This window comes from Arenimonas sp. SCN 70-307, from assembly GCF_001724815.1.
GTDB lineage: Bacteria > Pseudomonadota > Gammaproteobacteria > Xanthomonadales > Xanthomonadaceae > Arenimonas.
Map to the genome: position 1 here is coordinate 219,403 of NZ_MEDO01000014.1, position 18,516 is coordinate 237,918.

Consider the following 18,516-nt stretch of genomic DNA (forward strand, 5'->3'; position numbering starts at 1 on the left):
GGATGCGGCCTAGACTAGCCACCGTACCGATGCACGAGGGTCGGAAAACCGATGAATCGGCTGAGGAAAGGGCTGTGTTGTCTGCTCCTGCTGTGCGCCGGCAGCGCGGCTGCCGCCGACGCGCCCGCATGGCGGCTCGATCCGGCGCACACGCGCGTGCTCTTCCGCGTCGACCACGCCGGCTTCTCGACCGCGCTCGGCCTGCTGCCGGCGATCGAAGGCGAGCTGCGTTTCGACCCCGACGACTGGGCCACGGCCCGGGTCGAGGCGCGCGTGCCGCTGGCGCAACTGCAGCTGGGCGACGAGGCCTGGAACCAGACCATGCTCTCGCGCAGCTGGTTCGACGCCGGGAACCACCCGCTGGCGCAGTTCCGCTCCACCCGGGTCGAGCCCACCGGCGAGGGCACGGCGCGGGTGCACGGCGTGCTGCAGCTGCGCGGCGTGGAAAAGCCGCTCGTGCTGGACGTGCGCCTGAACAAGCTGGGCCGCAACCCGGTGGGTTTCCGCCGCACCGTGGGCTTCAGCGCCAGCGCCACGCTCGACCGCCGCGACTTCGGGCTCGAGCGCTGGACCAACCTGGTGGGCAGCGCCGTCGCGCTGGAAATCCAGCTCGAGGCGGTACGCTCCAACGACGGGTCCGACAAGGAGAACGGCAATGCCGATCCGCAACACGACTGAACGCTGGGGCTGGGTGAGCCTGTCGATCCACTGGCTGACGGTGGCCATGGTGCTGGGCCTGGTGGCGGTGGGCCTGCTGATGCAGGAGCTGCCCAATTCCCCCACCAAGATCCAGGTCTACAACCTGCACAAGAGTTTCGGCCTGACCGTGCTGGCGCTCACCGTGCTGCGCCTGCTCTGGCGCCTTTTCGCCGGTACGCCGGCGCCGGTGGCCGGCACGCCGGCCTGGCAGCGCTTCGCCGCGCAGGCCTCGCACGGCGCGCTGTACGTCATCCTGCTGGCGATGCCGCTCAGCGGCTGGCTGTACAACTCGGCCTCGGGTTTCCCGCTCAAGTGGTTCGGCCTGTTCGGCCTGCCCAAGCTCAGCGCCTACGACCCGGACGTGAAGGCCTTCGCGCTGTCCATGCACGAATGGCTGTTTTATGCGCTGGTGCTGATCGTGCTGGTGCATGCCTCCGCGGCCTTCAAGCACCACTACTTCGACCGCGACGCCACGCTGGCGCGCATGACGCCCGGGCTCAAGCCGCCGGCCGACGCCCCCTGAAATGCCTGGAGATGCAATGAAGCGCCTGATCCCCACCCTGACGATGCTGCTCGCCCTGGCCGCGCCCCTCGCGCACGGCGCCGACTGGCAGGCCGGCCCCGGTTCGCGCCTGGGCTTCACCGCCACCTACATGGGCGAAGCCTTCGAGGGCCGCTTCGCGCGCTTCAGCCCCGCCATCACCTTCGACCCGGCCAACCTCGCCGGCAGCCGCTTCGACGTGCGCATCGAGTTGGCCAGCGCCGGCACCGACAACGAAGAGCGCGACGAGATGCTGGTGGGCCCGGAGTTCTTCAACGCCGGCGCGCGCCCCGAGGCGCGCTACGTCGCCACCGCGTTCCGCGCGCTCGGCGGCGACCGCTACGTGGCCGAGGGCGAGCTCACGCTCAACGGCGTCACCCGCAAGGTGCCGCTCAGCTTCCGCTGGCAGCCCGGCACGCCCGCCGTGCTCGAGGGCGAGGCCACGCTGGCGCGCCTGGCCTTCAAGGTCGGCGAAGGCGACTGGGCCGACACCGGCCTGCTGCCCGATGAAGTGAAGGTGCGCACGCGCCTGGAGCTGACGGCGAAATGAGGCTTGCAGGGCGCGGGGGCGGCCGTGCCGCCGCCCGCGCTCAGCGCAGGAAGGCGCTGAGCGCCGCGGCGTCGAAGGGCCAGTCGAGCTCGGCGCCGGTGTCCTCGCGGCGCAGCACGGGGATGCGGGTGCCGTAGCGGGCCTGCAGGCCGATGTCGTCGTCTATCCACAGCGGGTCGAAGTCGGGCACGCCGGCGGCGGCCATCACCTCCCAGGCCTGGTCGCACAGGTGGCAGTCGTCGCGCTGGATGAGGGTGAGCTTCATCGTCGTCCCAATGCGCCGGCGTACAGTGGCCGGCGCGTGCAAGGGGCATAGAATACGGCGTCCCCGGCAAAGCAGCCCACCATGGCAGTCAGCGTTTTCGACCTCTTCAAGATCGGCATCGGCCCTTCGTCCTCGCATACGGTGGGGCCGATGCGCGCCGCCGCGCGCTTCGCCAGCCACTGGCTGGAGGAGAACGGCGACCTGCAGCGCACCGCGCGCGTGCGCGCCGAGGTGTTCGGCTCGCTGGCGCTCACCGGCCGCGGCCACGGCACCGACAAGGCCGTGCTGATGGGCCTGGAGGGCCACTGGCCCAACCAGATCGACCCGGACCTCATCCCGGCGGCGCTCGAGCGCATCCGCGGCGAGAAGAAGCTGCAGCTGCTGGGCAAGCACGAGATCCGCTTCGACGAGAAGCACGACCTGGTGATGAACAAGCGCCAGAAGCTGCCCTTCCACACCAACGGCATGCGCTTCACGGCCTACGACGCCGAGGGCGCGGTGGTCGCCACGCGCGACTATTACTCGGTGGGCGGCGGCTTCGTGGTCAACCAGGACGAGGCGGCCGAAGACCGCATCGTCGCCGACACCACCGAACTGCCGCACCCCTTCCACAGCGGCGACGAGCTGCTGCGGCGCTGCGCCGACACCGGCCAGTCGATCGCCCAGCTGATGCTGGCCAACGAAAAGGCCTGGCGCCCGGAGGCCGAGGTGCTGGCCGGCCTGCGCGAAATCTGGCGCGCGATGCAGGACTGCACCGCCCGCGGCATCCGCGAAAGCGGCACCCTGCCCGGCGGCCTGCACGTGGCCCGCCGCGCGCCCATGCTGCACGCCGAGCTCTCGTCCAAGCCCGAAGCCGGCATGCGCGACCCGCTGACGGTGCTCGACTGGGTGAACCTCTACGCGCTGGCGGTGAACGAGGAAAACGCCGCCGGCGGCCGCGTGGTGACGGCGCCCACCAACGGCGCGGCCGGCATCATCCCGGCGGTGCTGCACTACTACGACCGCTTCTGCCCGGGCGCGACCGAGCAGGGCGTGTTCGACTTCCTGCTCACGGCGGCGGCGATCGGCATCCTCTACAAGGAAAACGCCTCGATCTCGGGCGCGGAAGTGGGCTGCCAGGGCGAAGTGGGCGTGGCCTGCTCGATGGCGGCCGGCGGCCTGGTGGCGGCGCTGGGCGGCACGCCGGGCCAGGTGGAGAACGCGGCCGAGATCGGCATGGAGCACAACCTGGGCCTGACCTGCGACCCGATCGGCGGCCTGGTGCAGATCCCGTGCATCGAGCGCAACGCGATGGGTGCGGTGAAGGCCATCAACGCCTCGCGCATGGCGCTGCGTGGCGACGGCAAGCACAAGGTCTCGCTCGACAAGGTCATCAAGACCATGCGCGATACCGGCCGCGACATGCAGGACAAGTACAAGGAAACCTCCCGCGGCGGCCTCGCCGTCAACGTCATCGAGTGTTGAGCCCCCCGCCCCTCCCTCGGGTTGGGGTGGAATGGCGGTCACGGATTGGTGGGGGGCGGCTTGCCGGCGGCGGGCGGGAGGCGTAATAGTCGTGGCACGTCCTGCCCCGGAAGCCGCCGTGCCTGCACCGCGTCGCGTCCCGAAGCCCTCCCTGTGGTTCGCGCTGCTCTTGCTCGCGGGCCAGGCGCTGGCGCTGGACCCGGACAAGGCCTTCCACCACTACGTCCGCAACCAGTGGAGCATCGAGGAAGGCCTGCCGCAGATCAGCGGCCTGGCCATCGCCCAGGACCGCACGGGCTACCTCTGGGTGGGCACCCAGGCCGGCCTGGCGCGCTTCGACGGCGTGCGCTTCACCACCTTCGACCCTGAAACCGCGCCCGGCCTGCGCGGCATGTTCATCCACGACCTGCACGTGGACCCGCGCAACCGCGTCTGGGTGGCCACGTATCGCGGCGTGAGCGTTTACGAGAACGGCTTCTTCCGCTCCCTGCCCGTGGCCGGCGGCGACGCCGGGGCCGGGCTCGACACCACCGACCTGGCCGCGCTGCCCTCGGGCGAAATCATGGTGGCCGCGCCCGACGGCGTGTACCGCGCCACCGACACCCGGCTCGAGCGCGTGCACGCGCTGCCGCGGCCGGCCACCTCGCTGCTCGTGCGCGGCGAGGCGCTCTGGGTCGGCAGCCATGGCCGGGTGTACCGCATCGGCCAGGACGGCATCCAGGTGATGCCACTGCCCGAGGGCGAGGACGATACCGTCGTCACCCACCTGCTCGATGCCCACGGCCGCCTCTGGGCCGGCACCACGGCCGGGCTGTTCTTCCGCGAGTCCGACCGCTGGCTGCGCTACGAGGGCGACGCCAAGCTCGCCAGCGCGCCGGTCGAGGCGCTGTACGAAGACCGCGACGGCAACCTCTGGGTGGCGCTGGTGGACGACCTGGCGCGGCTGCGCGCCGGGCGCGTGGTGGAGGTCGTGCGCGGCGACGCCAACAGCACGGCCGTGCGCGCGATTTTCGAGGACCGCGAGGGCAACCTCTGGCTGGGCACGCAGTGGGAGGGCGTCACCCGCGTCTGGAACGGCTGGACGCGCCGCTTCAGCGTCTTCGAGGGCCTGGTGGACCCGGTGCTGTGGTCGGTGGCGCGCGGGCCCGGCGGGCAGCTGTGGGTGGGCAACAACGACGGCGTGGCGGTGATGCGCGACGGGCGCTTCGAAACCGTCGTGCCCGGCCGCGCCCTGCCCCATCCCAACGCCTACACCCTGCTGCCCGAGCAGGACGTGACGTGGATAGGCACCCGCCGCGGCGCCGCCGTGCTGCGCGGCGACAAGCTGGAGATCCCGGCCGAACTGGCGCCGATGCGCAGCGCGCAGATCAACGGCATCGTGCGCGACCGCCGCGGCGCGCTGTGGTTCGCCACCACCCAGGGCCTCTACCGGCTCACCCGCGACGGCCTGCAGGGCTTCGGCACCGCCCACGGCCTGCGCGACGCGCGCATCCGCGTGCTGCACGAAACCCGCGCCGGCCGGCTGCTGGTGGGCTCGCATTCGGGCCTGTTCGAGTTCGACGACGGCCGGCTGCTGCCGGTGGGCGCCGACAGCGGCCTGCGCCAGGACCTCGACATCACCGCCATCCACGAGCTGCCCGACGGCCGGCTGCTGGTGGGCGCGCTGTCGGAGGAGATCTTCCTGTTCGACGGCCAGGCCTGGCACGGCTTCGACAAGTCCAGCGGCATGCCGGTCAACTCGCCCTTCTTCATGACCGAGGACGCCGCCGGTTTCCTGTGGGTGGCCGGCATCCGCGGCGTGCACCGCGTGCCGCTGGCGGACCTGGCGGACTTCGCCGCCGGGCGCATCGAACGCGTGCGCGGCGAGATGCTGCTCAACGAGCGCGGCGACCGCCGCGGCGGCCAGAAGGGTTACTGCTGCAACGGCGCCGGCAACGCCAAGGGCTTCGCCCACGACGGCGAGCTGTGGCTGCCCACGCGCGACGGCGTGGTGGCGCTGCGCACCGACGGCATCGTCAAGAACGCCACCGCGCCGCGCACGGTGATCGAGCGCATCCGCGTGGGCGAGCTGTGGCGTCCGGCCGACCCCAGCGCCGACTGGCGGCTGCCGCCGGAGCAGCGCGACCTGGGCTTCGAATTCACCGTGCTCAGCCTGCAGGACCCCAAGAGCGTGCAGCTGCGCTACCGGCTGGTGGGCTACGACAAGGACTGGCAGCAGCTCGACGACCCGACCCGGCGCAGCGTGAACTACACCAACCTGCCGCCAGGCGCCTACGTGTTCGAGGCCCAGGGCTCGAACAACGCCGAAACCTGGAGTCCGGCCACGGCGCAGGTGGGTTTCAGCATCCAGCCCTGGTTCCACGAAACGCCGCTGTTCTGGTGGCTGCTGGCCGGCCTGGCCGGCAGCATCGGCTGGGCCGCCTACCGCCGGCAGCTGCGCAAGCACCTGCGCCAGCGCGAGGCGCTCGAGCAGCTGGTGAGCCAGCGCACCGAGGCGCTGGAGGTGGCCAACCACCGGCTCGAGGAAGCCAGCCAGACCGATCCGCTCACCGGCCTGCGCAACCGCCGCTACCTGGCCACCCAGATCCCGGCCGACATCGCCTACTACGACCGCGAGACGGTGCGCCGCGGCGCGCCGGACGAGGTGATGGTGTTCGCGCTGATCGACATCGACCACTTCAAGGCCATCAACGACAACTACGGCCACCAGGCCGGCGACCGCGTGCTGCAGCAGATGGCGCAGGTGCTCACCCAGATGGTGCGCACCGGCGACTACATCGCGCGCTGGGGCGGCGAGGAGTTCCTGGTGGTGTTCCGGCCCATGCCCAACCGGCACCTGCCGATCCTGGGCGAACGCATCTGCCAGGCGGTGTCGTCGCATCGCTTCGACGTGGGCGCGGCCGAACCGCTGCAGGTGACCTGCTCGGTGGGCTTCATCGAGTGCCCGCTGTTCCGCGACGCCCGCGGCGGCCTGGGCTGGGAGCAGATGATCGAACTGGCCGACCGGGCGCTCTACTTCGTGAAGGCGCACGGCCGCAACGGCTGGGCCGCCTACCGCGCCCGCACCGACACCGACCTGGGCCAGCTCCAGCGCGCCCTGCGCGGCGACCCGGGCGAGTTGCTCGAGTCCGGGCGGCTCGACCTGCTGGCCTCGGCCCACCTGCTCGCGGCCGCCAAGGCGCCGGGCCCCTAGTCCGCGGCGCGCCGCGGGCCTATGCTCGGGGCCATGCGCGCCCGCCTGCTAAAGCATGCCGTGGTGGTGGTGCTGCTGGCGCTCTACGTCGCCGGCGGCGCCTACTCGAGCCTGCTCAGCCGCGGGCCCGACGAAGTGGCGCTGTTCTGGCCGGCCGCCGGCGTCGGCCTGGCCGCGGTGCTGCGCTACGGCTGGCGCATCGCCTGGATCGTGCCGGTGGGAACGCTCGGCGTGCACCTGCTGTTCGACCCGGTGCCCGGCGTCTTCGTCCCCTGGTCGATGGCCTCGAACCTGGTGGGCGTGCTCGCCGGCGCCTGGGTGATCCGGCGCCACCCGATGGACGACCAGCTGACGGTCCGCTTCGGCCTGCACGCGCTGGTCGGCGCGGTGGTGATGTCCGCCGCCAGCGCCGCCATCGGCACCAGCGGCATGCTCCACGCGGGCATGATCGAAACCGCGCAGTGGCCGGCGGCGGCCTCGCGCTGGCTGCTGGGCGACCTGCTCGGCGCCACCTCCATCGCGCCGGCGATGATGATGCTGCTGCCCGGGCGCAACGGGCAGCGCCGCCGCTTCCCGGCCAGCGACTACGCCCCCGAGACCGAACGCCTGGCCTGGAACATCGCCCTGATGGCCAGCTACCTGCTCATGGCCTGGGGCGGCAGCCTGGGCGGCAACTACGCCATGGGCCTGGTGGCGCTGCCCCTGGGCGTGATGGTCTGGAGCGCGGTGCGCATGCCGCCCAACCACACCGCGGTGGCCTGCGCGCTGACGATGCTGCTGATCGCCGGGCTGGCCGGCCTGGGCATCGCCGGCTATCCGCGGGCGCGGGCGCCGCTCGACAGCGTCTACCTGCTGGTGTTCCTGATCCAGGTGGCGGCGCTGCCGCTGATGCTGGCCTTCGCCATGCACCAGCAGCGCACCAGCGCCAGCGTGCTGCGCCAGCGCGCCAGCATCGACCCGCTGACCGGCCTGGAGAACCGCAATGCCTTCGAGGAATCGGTCAAGCCGCTGGTGTCGGGCGGGCCGCCGCTGCCGATGGCGCTGGCCTACGTCGACCTCGACCACCTCAAGCTGATCAACGACACCGCCAGCCACGCCGCCGGCGACGAACTGATCCGCGGCGTGGCCGGCGTGATCGCCGCGCACATGCACGCCGACGAGCACCTGGCCCGCACCGGCGGCGACGAGTTCGCGCTGCTGCTGCGCAACTGCGCGCCGATGGTGGCCGAGGACCGGCTGCGTGCGCTGCTGCGCGCCATCGAGGGCTACCGCTGCGGTTGGGACGGACAGATGCTGGGCACCACCGCCAGCGCCGGCGTGGTCACCTTCCTGCCCGGCCAGGCCGATTACGCGCAGCTGCTTTCGCAGGCCGACGCCGCCTGCTTCACCGCCAAGGAACAGGGCGGCAACCGCGTCTGCCTGGCCAGCCTGGCCGCAGGCGACCTGCTCGACCGCACCGCGGCGATGCGCTGGGTGCTGCGCATCCGCGAGTCGCTGGAGAAGCGCGCGCTCGAGCTGCACTGCCAGTCGATCGTGCCGCTGCATCCGGGCGCGCCGGCCGGCCGGCATTTCGAGGTACTGCTTCGCCTGCGCGACCCGCGCACCGGCGAGCGCATGGACCCGGGCCAGTTCATGCCGGCGGCCGAACGCTTCCGCCTGGGCACGCGCATCGATCGCGAGGTGGTGACGCGCACCCTGGAATGGCTGGAGGACCATCCGGTGGCGGCCGCCAGCGTGGACACCTGCGCCATCAACCTCTCGGGCGAGGCGGTGATCGACGAGGGCTTCATCGGCTGGCTCAGCGAGCGGCTGCGCCGCAACGGCTTCCCGCCCTCGAAGCTGTGCTTCGAGCTCACCGAAACCAGCGCGGTGCGCGACCTCGCGCGCGCGCGGCGCTTCATCAACCAGCTGCGCGAGCTGGGCTGCCGGTTCGCGCTGGACGACTTCGGCACGGGCTTTTGCTCGTTCAACTACCTGCGTGCGCTGGACGTGGACTACTTCAAGATCGACGGCAGCTTCGTCCGCGAAATGCACGTCTCGCCGATGGCCGAGGCGGTGGTGCGCTCGATCAACGAGATCGCCCACGTGCTGGAGAAGAAGAGCATCGCCGAGCACACCGAAACCGAGGCCGAGCGGCGGGCGCTGCAGGCGCTGGGCGTGGACTTCGCCCAGGGTTACGCCTTCGACCATCCGCGGCCGATCGACGAGTACTTCGCCGACGACGGGGCGCGGCCGCGATGAGGCGCGCCGGGCTGCTGGTGCTGGCCCTGCTGCTGGCGCCCCCGGTGCTGGCGGGCGCGCTGGCCGAACTGGCGGTGGTGCGCCAGGGCGATGGCCTGGCCGCGGTGGCCACCAACCGCAGCGGCGGGCCGGTGGAGGTGGAACTCGAGGCCCGCCAGTTGCAGCAGATGCATGTCGACCCGGGCCTGCCGCTGCGGCGCGTGCTGCGCCCGGGCGAGCGCGCCACGCTGGCGGTATTGCAGCCGGCGGGGCCGTCGGCGCGGCACGAGCTGCAGCTGTGGGTGGTGCCCGGCGAGCCCTTCGTGGTGCCGCGCTACGTGGTGTACGCGCTGCCGGTGGAAGATGCTTCCTTCGAGCTCGGCCAGGGTTTCCACGGCGAGTACAGCCACGGCGACGACGCCAACCGCTACGCCGTGGACCTGATCGTGCCCGAGGGCACCCCGGTGCTGGCGGCGCGCGAGGGCGTGGTGCTGTCGGTGGCCTCGGGCCACGGCGACGGCGCGCCCGACCCCAGCCTGGCCGGCGCCGCCAACTACATCCGGGTGCTGCACGAGGACGGCACGATGGCGCTCTACGGCCACCTGCGCGAGGGCGGCGTGTTCGTGCGCCCCGGCCAGCGCGTCACCCTGGGCCAGGTGATCGGCAGCAGCGGCAACACCGGCTTCTCCAGCGGCCCGCACCTGCACTTCGTGCTGCAGGTCAACGCCGGCATGCGCCTGCAGTCCATCCCCTTCCGCATGATCGGCCCCAACGGCTACCTCCCGCTCTAAGAAACGGGGTCAGGTTCACTTCCGCTGCGCGGAAGTGAACCTGACCCCGTTTCCTTACTGGAGGTAACGGGCGAGGAGGTCGGGTTCTTCGAGGGGACGGGCGTAGTGGTAGCCCTGGGCGTCGTCGCAGCCCATGGCGCGCAGGCGTTCGGCGTCCTCGGCGGTTTCCACGCCTTCGGCCAGCACGTTCAGGTGCAGGCTGCTGGCCAGGGCGATGATGGTGCGCACGATGCCCTCGGCGGCCTCGGAGCGGCCGAAGTCGGCGACGAAGGACTGGTCGATCTTCAGGCGGTCGAGCGGCAGCCGGCCGAGGTATGACAGCGAGGAATAACCGGTGCCGAAGTCGTCGATGGCGACGCGGAAACCGCGCTCGCGCAGCGCCGCCAGCAGGGCGATGGTCTGGCTGACCTCGGTCATGAGCATCGACTCGGTGATCTCCAGCTCCAACGACTGGGGCTCCAGGCCCGCCTGCTCGACCTGGCTGATCACCTGCGCGAGGAAATCCTCGCGGCGCAGCTGCAGCGTGGCCACGTTCACCGACACCGGCACCGGCGGCAGGCCGGCCAGGTGCATGCGGCGCAGCGCGCGGCAGCTCTCGCGCAGCATGAAGTCGCCGATCAGGCCGATCAGGCCGGTTTCCTCGGCCACCGGGATGAATTCGCCCGGCGGCACGATGCCGCGCTCCGGATGGCGCCAGCGCACCAGCGCCTCCAGGCCCACCAGCTCGCCGGTGGCCAGCGACACCTGCGGCTGGAACACCGGGAACAACTCGTCGCGCTGGATCGCCAGCCGAAGCTGCGACTCGAGCGTGAGCCGGCGCAGGCTCGCGCCCGGCTGGCGCGGCGAGTAGATGCGCAGCTGGCGCTGCCCCTCGGAGCGCGACAGGTTGAGCGCGGCGTTGGCCGACGCCAGCAGCAGGTCGGCGTCGTCGCCGTGTTCGGGACACAGGGCCACGCCGCCGCTCAGGCCCAGCACCACCTCCTGCCCCGCCACGGTGAAGGGTGCCTGCATCGCCGCTTCCAGCCGCGTCCAGGCCGTGCGCACCTCGCTCTCGCCGGCGCCGGCCATCAGCGCGGCGAACTCATCGCCCGAGACCCGCGCGAGCTTGCCGTGGTTGCCGAACACCTCGCGCAGGCGCCCGGCCAGCGCCACCAGCAGCTGGTCGCCGACCGCGAAGCCGAAGGAATCGTTGACCTGCTTGAAGCGGTCGACGTTGAGCATCAGCACCGCCAGCCGACCGCCATCGCCCTCGAGCGCCTCGCGCACGTTGGCGCCGAAACCGCTGCGATTGGGCAGGCCGGTGAGCGTGTCGGTGCGGGCCAGCTCGTCGATGCGCGACTGGCTGAGCTTGCGCTCGCTGATGTCGGTGAACTGGCCGAGGTAATTGACGCGCCCGTCGGCCTGCCTGATGCGGGTGATCACCAGCCATTCCGTATACAGCTCGCCCGTCTTGCGGCGATTGACCACCTCGCCTTCCCAGCGGCCCTGCGCGGCCACCTGCGCCCACATCTCGCGGTAGAACGCCTCGTCGTGCAGGCCCGAGGACAGCACGGACGGCCGCCGCCCCAGCACCTCGGCCGCCGAATAGCCGGTGACGCGGGTGAAGGTGGAATTGGTGCTGATGATCACGCCGTCGCCGTCGCAGATCAGGATGCCCTCGTGGCTGTTCTCGAAGGCGTCGGCGGCGATGCGCAGCTGGGTTTCGTCATGGCGGCGCCGGGTGGTGTCCATGTGCACGCCGGCCAGGCGCAGCGGCCGGCCCTTCGCGTCGCGCTCGAGCACCGTGCCGCGCGACTGGATCCAGACCCAGTGGCCGTCGGCATGGCGCAGGCGCAGCTCGGCCTCGAAGCTGTCCTCGCCGGGCGTGGCCAGGCGGCGGTAGGCACGATCGAGCTTGGGCACGTCGTCGGGATGCAGGCGGCCGCGCCAGTCGGCGGCCTCGGCGGCGTCGCGGTGCGGGTTGAGGCCGAGCATGCGGAACCACTCGTCGTTGGCGATCATCTCGCCGGTGGCCAGGTTGCTCGACCAGGCGCCCAGCTGCGCCGCGCGCAGCGCCACCGCCAGCCGGTGCTCGGCCTCCTGCGCGTCACGCTCGCTCTCGCGCAGCAGGATGTTGGCGCTGATGTCCGAGGCCGTGCTGGTGACGGCGGCGATGAAGTCGGCATCGAACACGCCCGGGCGCCGGTCGGCCAGGAACAGCACGCCCAGCCGCTGGCCCATCTCGACCAGCGGCACCACCGCCAGCGAGCGCATGCCGATGCGGTGGAAGGGTTCGGTGGCCGGGTGCCGGCCCGAGGCCTCGAAGTCGCTGAACACCCAGGGCTCGCCGGTGCGCAGCACGTGCACCGCGGGGCGGTCCTGCTGCGCCGGGTCCTCGAGGTCGCCGGGCTGGATCGTCAGGTGGGCCGGGTCGATGCCCACCAGCGCCGTGGGCAGCAGGGTGCGGCCGTCGGGCTGCAGGCGCGCCAGCCCGGCCAGGGTGTAGCCACCCTCGCGCACCAGCAGGCGGCAGACTTCCAGGCCCAGCGCATCGCGGTCGCGCAGGCGCTGCGAGGCGGCGCTGACCAGGCTGACGGTGCGCAGCAGCCGCGCCTGGTGCGACATCCTGGCCGAAGCGGCCTCGACCGCGCGCGCCACCCGGGCCAGTTCGTCGCCGCCGCGGATGCCGGTGTCGAGCGGGCCGTCGCTGATGTCCATGCGCGCGGCCATGTCCGCCAGTCGCTGCGAGCGCCGCGCCCAGACCAGGTGGAAGGTGCCCCAGAGCAGGCCGATCACCGCGATGATGCCGGCGGCGTTGAGCCAGAAGCGGCGGCCCGCCTCGGCGCGCCCCCGGGCCACCTGCAGTCCGTAGTCGGCTTCCACCACCAGCAGGCCGTAGCGTGCCGGGTTGCTCGAGAGCAGCACCTGGCGCGACATCGCCAGCCGATACTCGCCGGGAACCCAATGCGCGCGGCCGGCATTGCCGGCGTAGGCCGCGTCGCGCAGGGCGTCGCGCAGCCGGGTGGAGCGCGTGGCCGAGACCTCACCGAAGGCCTGGCCCAGGTCGCGGCGATGGATGGCCGAACGCACCCGGCCCTCGCCGTCCACCACCCAGGCGTCCACCACCAGCGGATTGATGGCCAGGCCGCTGACCATGCGCGCCGGCACGTTCTCCAGCCCCAGCTCGGCGCCGGCGTCGATGCGCCGCGACTGCTGCTGCATCAGCGAGCCCAGGTCCTCGGCCACGTCGCCTTCCACGCCCGGGCGCACCGTGGAGAGCTGGGCCAGGAACTGAAGGGTGGCGACGGCGAGGGCCAGCACCAGCAGGAGCACCGGCACCACGTCGCGGGCGGGGCGGGCGGTGAGCAGGCGAACGATCACGGCGGGCCGGCGACCTCCGGCGCAAGCAGCTTGCCGTCCACGCGCAGGTCGGCGTCGAGTCCGGCGGCGCGCAGGCTGTCGGCCACGGAACGGGCGGCGACGGCGAGTTCCGGTTCGGGGCCGGTCATCATGCGCTGGCTGGCCGCGGCGTCGAACAGGAGCACGCCGGCGAGCGCGCCCCGGTAGCCGGCGGCGTCGAGGTTGACGCCCATGGAGAGCATCTCCACCGGCAGGCGTTCGGGTTGGGCGAAGGCCTGCACGGCGCGGTCCCAGGCCGCCATGGCCTCGGCCAGTTCGGGGCCGCGCTCGCGGATGACCTCTTCGCGCGCCACCAGCACGTCCAGCACCAGGCCCGGGTGGTCGGTGGTGGAATACGCCACCACGGCACCCTCGGCCACCAGTTCGGAGAGCATGGGTTCGTAGAGCACCGCGCCGGCCGAATCACCGGCGCGCCAGCGCGGCGGCACCAGGGCCGACTGCACCTGCACCACCCGAACCTGGCTGCTGTCGAGGCCGACGCTGGCCAGCGCCGTGTGCAGCAGGTGGAAGCCGACCGCCGAGGCTTCCACCAGCACCACCTGCCCGCGCAGGTCCGCCAGCCCTTCAACGCCCGGCCTCAGCACCACGGCGTCGGCGCCGCGCGAATCCGAAAGCACGGCGATGACGCGCACCGGCACGCCGTCCGAGCGCAGGCGCAGGGCCTCGTCCAGGGTGACCCCGGCCACGCCGATGCTGCCGTCGCGAAGGCCCTGGCTGGTCTCGGTGTTCGACAGGGTTTCGACCAGGCGCAGGCGCGGCCCCAGCCAGTCCATCTCGCGGGCCAGCACGAAGGGCTCGTACCCGATGTAGGGACCCACCGCGATGGTCACCGGCGGCCGGGGCGCCGGCGGCGCCAGCACCGACACCATCCAGGCCAGGCTCGCCACCGCCAGGGCCAGCGGCAGGAGCCAGGCCATGGAAAGCAGGCGGGAAAGGGCCTTCGCGGCGGGCACCGGGCGGGAGCTCCTTCGGGATTGACGGGAACGCGGGCTCCCCGAGCATACTGGCTGAATGAACGCCCTTCGACCACTCCCCGCCCTGCTGGCCCTGGCCCTCGCGGCCTGCGCCCACTCCCCCGCGCCGCCCGAGGCGACCCCGCCCGAGGGCGATCCTTCGTCGCGGCCCATGCCGAACGTGTTCGGCGCCGATTCGGTGCCCGTGCGCGAGAGCTTCCTCACCGCGCCGCTGCCCGAGCACGAGATCGACTCGGTGGCCACCTGGACCGCGCCCGGCGGCGAAGTGTGGCTGATCGCCACCGGCAAGCAGACGCACCAGCTGGTGGTGTACGACGGAGACACCGGCGACTGGAAACTGACCGTGGGCGGCCCGGGCCAGGCGCCGGGCCAGTACAACCGCCCCAACGGCATCGCCGTGTTCGGCGACCTGGTGTTCGTGGTCGAGCGCGACAACCACCGCGTGCAGGTGCAGCGCCTGCCCGACTTCGCGCCGGTGGCCATCATCGGCGCCGACGTGCTGCGCAGCCCCTACGGCCTGTGGCTGCGCGAGACGGCGCCGGGCGAGCTGGAAATGCTGGTGACCGACAGCTTCATGGCCGACTACCGCACCGAAACCCTGCCGCCGATGCACGAGCTCGACCAGCGCGTGCGCCGCTTCCACCTGCGGCTGGAGGGCGAGGCGCTGGTGGCCACGGACGCCGGGCATTTCGGCGACACGACCGAGGAAGGCGCGCTGCGCATGGTCGAGTCGATCGCCGGCGACCCGCTGCACGACCGCCTGCTGATCGCCGAGGAAGACGTGCGCGTGGGCACCACGCTGCGCGTGTACGACCTGGCCGGCAACTATCTGGGCCAGAACCTGCCGCGCGAAACCTTCCGCGCCCAGGCCGAGGGCGTGGCGCTGTTCGCCTGCGCCGACGGCAGCGGCTACTGGATCACCACCGACCAGGGCCGCGACCTGACGCTCTTCCACGTCTTCGACCGCCGCGAGCTGGGCTACCTGGGCACCTTCACCGGAGAGCAGGCGGCGATGACCGACGGCATCTGGCTCGACGCCACCGGCAGCCGCGAGTTCCCGTATGGCGCGCTCTACGCCGCGCACGACGACGCCGGCGTGGCGGCGTTCGACTGGCAGGACATCGCCAGGGCGCTGAGGATCCGCCGCAGCTGCGATTGAGTAAAGAAAAAGCGCCGCCCTTTCGGGCGGCGCCTCTTCAAAGGCAGGGGTCGGAGGCAATTTCCGAAGGAAATTACCTCCGACCCCATTTCATTACCGCTTCGTGGTGGTCGTGCCCGCGCCCTGCGCGGAGGCTTCGCCGGACTGAACCGCGGCGGCCGGGGCCGAGCCGCGGTAGTTGAGCATCAGGCCGACGCCGTAGCTGTCGCCACCCTCGCGCAGGCGCTCGCCGCGATAGAGCAGCGACAGGCCCCAGCGGCCGCTGATGTCCATGTCCAGGCCGCCGCCCCAGACGAAGGCGTCGTCGGCGTAGCTGCGCATGCCCAGCACGTAGTCGGTGGCGTTGGGCAGCACGACGTAGTTGATGCCCACGTCGCTGCGGTTGTCCACGGCCAGGCGGTACTCGACCATCCAGTACGGACGCATCACGCCCGAGGAAGTGAACCACTGGCTGCCGCCCTCGAGGCCCAGCGACACGGTGCTGTTGTCCACCGTCTGGCTCGTGTAGCTCAGGTCGTAGATGCCCAGGCCGGTTTCACGGTAGGCGTCGAGCTTGCTGCGGCTGGCGTCCACGCGGGCGTAGCCCACCAGGCGATTGCCGTCGGCGGCGTGCTCGTAGCCGAGGGTGGCCGAACCGAACACCTGGTCACCGCCGCGGTTGGCGGTGGCATTGGCGTTCGCCAGCGCCGAGTAGCGGCGGATGTCGAAGTCGATCTCGCCGTAGCCCAGCAGGCCGTCGACGAACCACTTGCTGCCACGCCACAGGCCGTAGACCGACAGCGCGCGCTGCTCGCCCGAGAGCGAGCTGCTGTTGCCGTCGAATTCGGTGTCGTTCCAGCCCAGGCCGAAGGCCACGCCCAGCACCGCGTTGTCGCCGACCTTGCGGTCCACGCCCAGGCTGATGCCGTCGGTGTGGAAGCCGAATTCGCTGCTGGCCGCACCCGGGTTGCGGTCACCGAAGGTGATCGCGCCGGCGGTCCACCAGCCCCAGCCTTCCGGCAGGGCCATCGCCGAGGCGTCGCCCGCCTGGCCGGCCGAGAGGCCCAGGCCCGGGCCAAAGCCCGGGTTGAGGTTCAGGGCCAGGCCATTGCTGTTGCCGTTGCTGCCGCTGCGCACCTGGCGCAGGCGGTCGCGGATGTTCATCTGCTGGGCCGAGGCGAAGCGCACGCTGGCGTCCACCTGGGCCTGCAGGCCGGCCACCACGCCCGGATCGTCACGCGGGTCCGGACGGGCGTTCACCAGCAGCTGCACGCTGGCGGTGGCCGACTGGTAGTTGGCCGTTTCGGCCTGGGTCACCGTGAGCGTGCTCACGCCGTCGCCGGTGATGGTGACCGTGCGGCCACTGATCGTCGCCACCGCGGTGTTCGAGCTGGCGAAGGTGTAGGCACCCGGGCTCGGGCTGGTCGGGTTGGGCAGGTCGAAGGCCGGCTCGCCGTAGGTCTTGGTGATGTCGCCGATCCAGGTGAGCGCCGGGGCCGCCTTGCCCACCGTCAGCGTGAGCGTGGCGCTCGCGGCCGTGTAGTTGGTGTCGGCGGCCTGGTTGACGGTGATCACCGACGTGCCGGCACCCGTGATGGTGACGGTGTTGCCGCTGACCGTGGCCACGGCGGTGTTGCCGCTGCTGTAGCTGAAGGCACCCGTGCTCGGGCTCGAGGGCGCGGGCAGGTCGAAGGCCGGGTCGCCCCAGGTCTTGTTGATGGCCGCGGTCCAGCTGATGACCGGCGTGGCCTGGCCGACGGTGAGCGTGGTGGTCGCGCTGGCTGCTTCGTAATTGGCATCGGCCGCAATGCTGACGGTGAGCGTCGCCGTGCCGGCACCCGTGATCGTCACGATGTTGCCGCTGACGGTGGCCACGGCCGGGTTGTCGGAGCTGTAGGACACGGCGCCGGTGCTGTTGGTGGTGGGCGCGTCGAGCGCGAAGTCAGCATCGCCGAAGGTCTTGCTGATCGGCGCCATCCAGGTGATCGCGGGCACGGCCTGGGCCACCGTCAGGCTGACGGTGGTGCTGCCGGCCAGGTAGTTGCCGTCGGCGGCCTGGTCAACCGTGAGCGTGGCGCTGCCGGCGCCCACGATGGTGACGGTGTTGCCGCTGACGGTGGCCACGGCCGGGTTGTCGGAGCTGTAGGAGAAGGCACCGGCGCTGGGGCTGGTGGGCACGTCGAGCACGAAGTCGGCGTCACCGAAGGTCTTGCTGATCGGCGACATCCAGGTGATCGCGGGCACGGCCGGATCCACCGTCACCGGCACCAGCACGCTGGCCGAGGTGAACCCTTCGACGGCCGGCTGGCTGAGCACCAGGTCGGTGCTGCCGACGCCGGCGAAGCTGACGTCCAGGCCGCTGACCGTGGCCACATTGGCGTCGTTGCTCGACAGGGCCGGCGTGGCCGGGCTGTTGGAACTGACGGCCAGGGTCTGCGGCGCATCGCCGAAGGTGGCGTTGAGCGGCGCGGCCGAGAGGTTGGTCTGGGAGCGGATGACCACCGGGTTGCTCGGCGGCGAGTACGAACCGAAGCCGGCGCTGTTGCGCGCGCGCACCTGGAAGGTGACGGTGGCGCCACCGGGCAGGCCGGCGAGGTCCTGGAGGTTGATCGGGCTCGAGGCCGCGGCCGTGTAGACGCCACCGAGGCTGCTGAGCACCTCGTAGATCTGGAGCGGCGCGCCGCCGGCGTCCGGGGGCGTGACCGTCAGCGTGGCGGCATTGGCCAAATCGGGCACCGAAGCCACCGGGGCCACCGGCTGGCCCGGCGCGGTGACGACCGAGATGTTGAAGGTGACCGAGCCGGCCACGACGCCACCGCCCCAGTTGGTGGCCATGATCACGTAGGTCTGGCCGGCCACCAGGTTGGCCTGCAGGCGCGGCAGCAGGCCGCCTGCGCCGTCGTCATTGCAGGTGATGAAGCCCTGGGCACCATTGGCCGGGTTGAAGGCGCCGGAATAGATGTAAGCGTAGGGATCGCCGTTCAGGCCCGTGGAGCTCACACCATTGAAGGTGTAGGTGCCGGTGACCGAAGGCACGAACGTGGCCGTGCCGTAGGAGCGGGTGCCCGACTGGCAGGGGGTTGAGCTGAAGGTCTGCGTGGTGGGCACGTTGACCGTGAGGCTGGTCTGCGCGGCCGCCGGGGCGACCCAGGCCAGGGCCAGGAGGACCAGGCCCATGAGCAGCTTGAGGAAGGCCTGCGGCGCCTTCGGTGCGACGGACACGGCCAAACGGGCCGGCGACCGCCGGGTGCGTTGGATCGACATTGAGTTTTCCCCTGTTTG

General features: G+C 71.7%; 12 protein-coding genes. 8 read left to right on the forward strand and 4 right to left on the reverse strand.

Annotated elements, in window-relative coordinates; all coding sequences use genetic code 11:
* Positions 1-51: 51 nt before the first annotated feature.
* From ABS41_RS07355 to ABS41_RS07365, 3 genes are read left to right on the forward strand one after another with little or no spacing between them, the layout of a single operon-like run.
* Positions 52-678 carry a YceI family protein gene (locus tag ABS41_RS07355; protein WP_290592430.1) on the forward strand — a complete coding sequence of 209 codons (627 nt, stop codon included), beginning with the start codon at positions 52-54 and terminating at the stop codon, positions 676-678.
* A complete protein-coding gene (locus ABS41_RS07360; RefSeq protein WP_290592434.1) occupies positions 656-1,222 on the forward strand; it encodes a cytochrome b in 567 nt (188 codons plus the stop codon). Before ABS41_RS07355 ends, ABS41_RS07360 begins: the two co-directional genes overlap by 23 nt.
* 16 nt (positions 1,223-1,238) lie before the next feature.
* Positions 1,239-1,790 (forward strand): YceI family protein, encoded by a 552-nt coding sequence (locus ABS41_RS07365; RefSeq protein WP_290592437.1) that lies wholly within the window; start codon positions 1,239-1,241, stop codon positions 1,788-1,790.
* Positions 1,791-1,830: 40 nt separating this feature from the next.
* Here the strand turns inward: ABS41_RS07365 and ABS41_RS07370 are convergent, their stop codons facing one another.
* Positions 1,831-2,055 carry a glutaredoxin family protein gene (locus ABS41_RS07370; protein ID WP_290592439.1) on the reverse strand — a complete coding sequence of 75 codons (225 nt, stop codon included), beginning with the start codon at positions 2,053-2,055 and terminating at the stop codon, positions 1,831-1,833.
* An 81-nt stretch (positions 2,056-2,136) separates the two neighbouring features.
* Here ABS41_RS07370 and ABS41_RS07375 point away from each other — a divergent pair, with 81 nt between their 5' ends.
* From ABS41_RS07375 to ABS41_RS07390, 4 genes are all read left to right on the forward strand, one after another.
* Positions 2,137-3,519: an L-serine ammonia-lyase gene (locus tag ABS41_RS07375; protein ID WP_290592441.1), complete on the forward strand. Its 1,383-nt coding sequence runs from the start codon at positions 2,137-2,139 to the stop codon at positions 3,517-3,519.
* A gap of 91 nt (positions 3,520-3,610) precedes the next feature.
* On the forward strand, positions 3,611-6,712 hold the full coding sequence (locus ABS41_RS07380; RefSeq protein ID WP_290592443.1) for a diguanylate cyclase: 3,102 nt from the start codon (positions 3,611-3,613) through the stop codon (positions 6,710-6,712).
* 33 nt (positions 6,713-6,745) lie between these two features.
* Positions 6,746-8,953: an EAL domain-containing protein gene (locus ABS41_RS07385; RefSeq protein WP_290592445.1), complete on the forward strand. Its 2,208-nt coding sequence runs from the start codon at positions 6,746-6,748 to the stop codon at positions 8,951-8,953.
* Complete coding sequence (locus tag ABS41_RS07390) at positions 8,950-9,723, forward strand: M23 family metallopeptidase (protein ID WP_290592447.1); 774 nt, start codon at positions 8,950-8,952, stop codon at positions 9,721-9,723. Before ABS41_RS07385 ends, ABS41_RS07390 begins: the two co-directional genes overlap by 4 nt.
* A gap of 54 nt (positions 9,724-9,777) precedes the next feature.
* Here ABS41_RS07390 and ABS41_RS07395 read toward each other — a convergent pair whose 3' ends face one another.
* On the reverse strand, positions 9,778-13,083 hold the full coding sequence (locus ABS41_RS07395) for an EAL domain-containing protein (protein WP_290592449.1): 3,306 nt from the start codon (positions 13,081-13,083) through the stop codon (positions 9,778-9,780).
* The gene (locus ABS41_RS07400; RefSeq protein ID WP_290592451.1) at positions 13,080-14,039 is read right to left on the reverse strand and encodes an ABC transporter substrate-binding protein; all 960 of its coding nucleotides are present in this window, start codon (positions 14,037-14,039) and stop codon (positions 13,080-13,082) included. The genes ABS41_RS07395 and ABS41_RS07400 overlap by 4 nt, the downstream gene beginning before the upstream one ends.
* Before the next feature lie 94 nt (positions 14,040-14,133).
* Here ABS41_RS07400 and ABS41_RS07405 point away from each other — a divergent pair, with 94 nt between their 5' ends.
* Positions 14,134-15,255: a phytase gene (locus tag ABS41_RS07405; RefSeq protein WP_290592453.1), complete on the forward strand. Its 1,122-nt coding sequence runs from the start codon at positions 14,134-14,136 to the stop codon at positions 15,253-15,255.
* 93 nt (positions 15,256-15,348) lie between these two features.
* Here ABS41_RS07405 and ABS41_RS07410 read toward each other — a convergent pair whose 3' ends face one another.
* Complete coding sequence (locus tag ABS41_RS07410) at positions 15,349-18,456, reverse strand: autotransporter domain-containing protein (protein ID WP_290592455.1); 3,108 nt, start codon at positions 18,454-18,456, stop codon at positions 15,349-15,351.
* Between the last annotated feature and the right edge of the window lie 60 nt (positions 18,457-18,516).

Bases quoted from the DNA above. Each gene is read 5' to 3' on its own strand.
- ABS41_RS07390 (WP_290592447.1), top strand. From the start codon at position 8,950: ATGAGGCGCGCCGGGCTGCTGGTGCTGGCCCTGCTGCTGGCGCCCCCG.
- ABS41_RS07360 (WP_290592434.1), top strand. From the start codon at position 656: ATGCCGATCCGCAACACGACTGAACGCTGGGGCTGGGTGAGCCTGTCG.
- ABS41_RS07375 (WP_290592441.1), top strand. From the start codon at position 2,137: ATGGCAGTCAGCGTTTTCGACCTCTTCAAGATCGGCATCGGCCCTTCG.
- ABS41_RS07365 (WP_290592437.1), top strand. From the start codon at position 1,239: ATGAAGCGCCTGATCCCCACCCTGACGATGCTGCTCGCCCTGGCCGCG.
- ABS41_RS07405 (WP_290592453.1), top strand. From the start codon at position 14,134: ATGAACGCCCTTCGACCACTCCCCGCCCTGCTGGCCCTGGCCCTCGCG.
- ABS41_RS07370 (WP_290592439.1), bottom strand. From the start codon at position 2,055: ATGAAGCTCACCCTCATCCAGCGCGACGACTGCCACCTGTGCGACCAG.
- ABS41_RS07355 (WP_290592430.1), top strand. From the start codon at position 52: ATGAATCGGCTGAGGAAAGGGCTGTGTTGTCTGCTCCTGCTGTGCGCC.
- ABS41_RS07400 (WP_290592451.1), bottom strand. From the start codon at position 14,039: ATGGCCTGGCTCCTGCCGCTGGCCCTGGCGGTGGCGAGCCTGGCCTGG.
- ABS41_RS07385 (WP_290592445.1), top strand. From the start codon at position 6,746: ATGCGCGCCCGCCTGCTAAAGCATGCCGTGGTGGTGGTGCTGCTGGCG.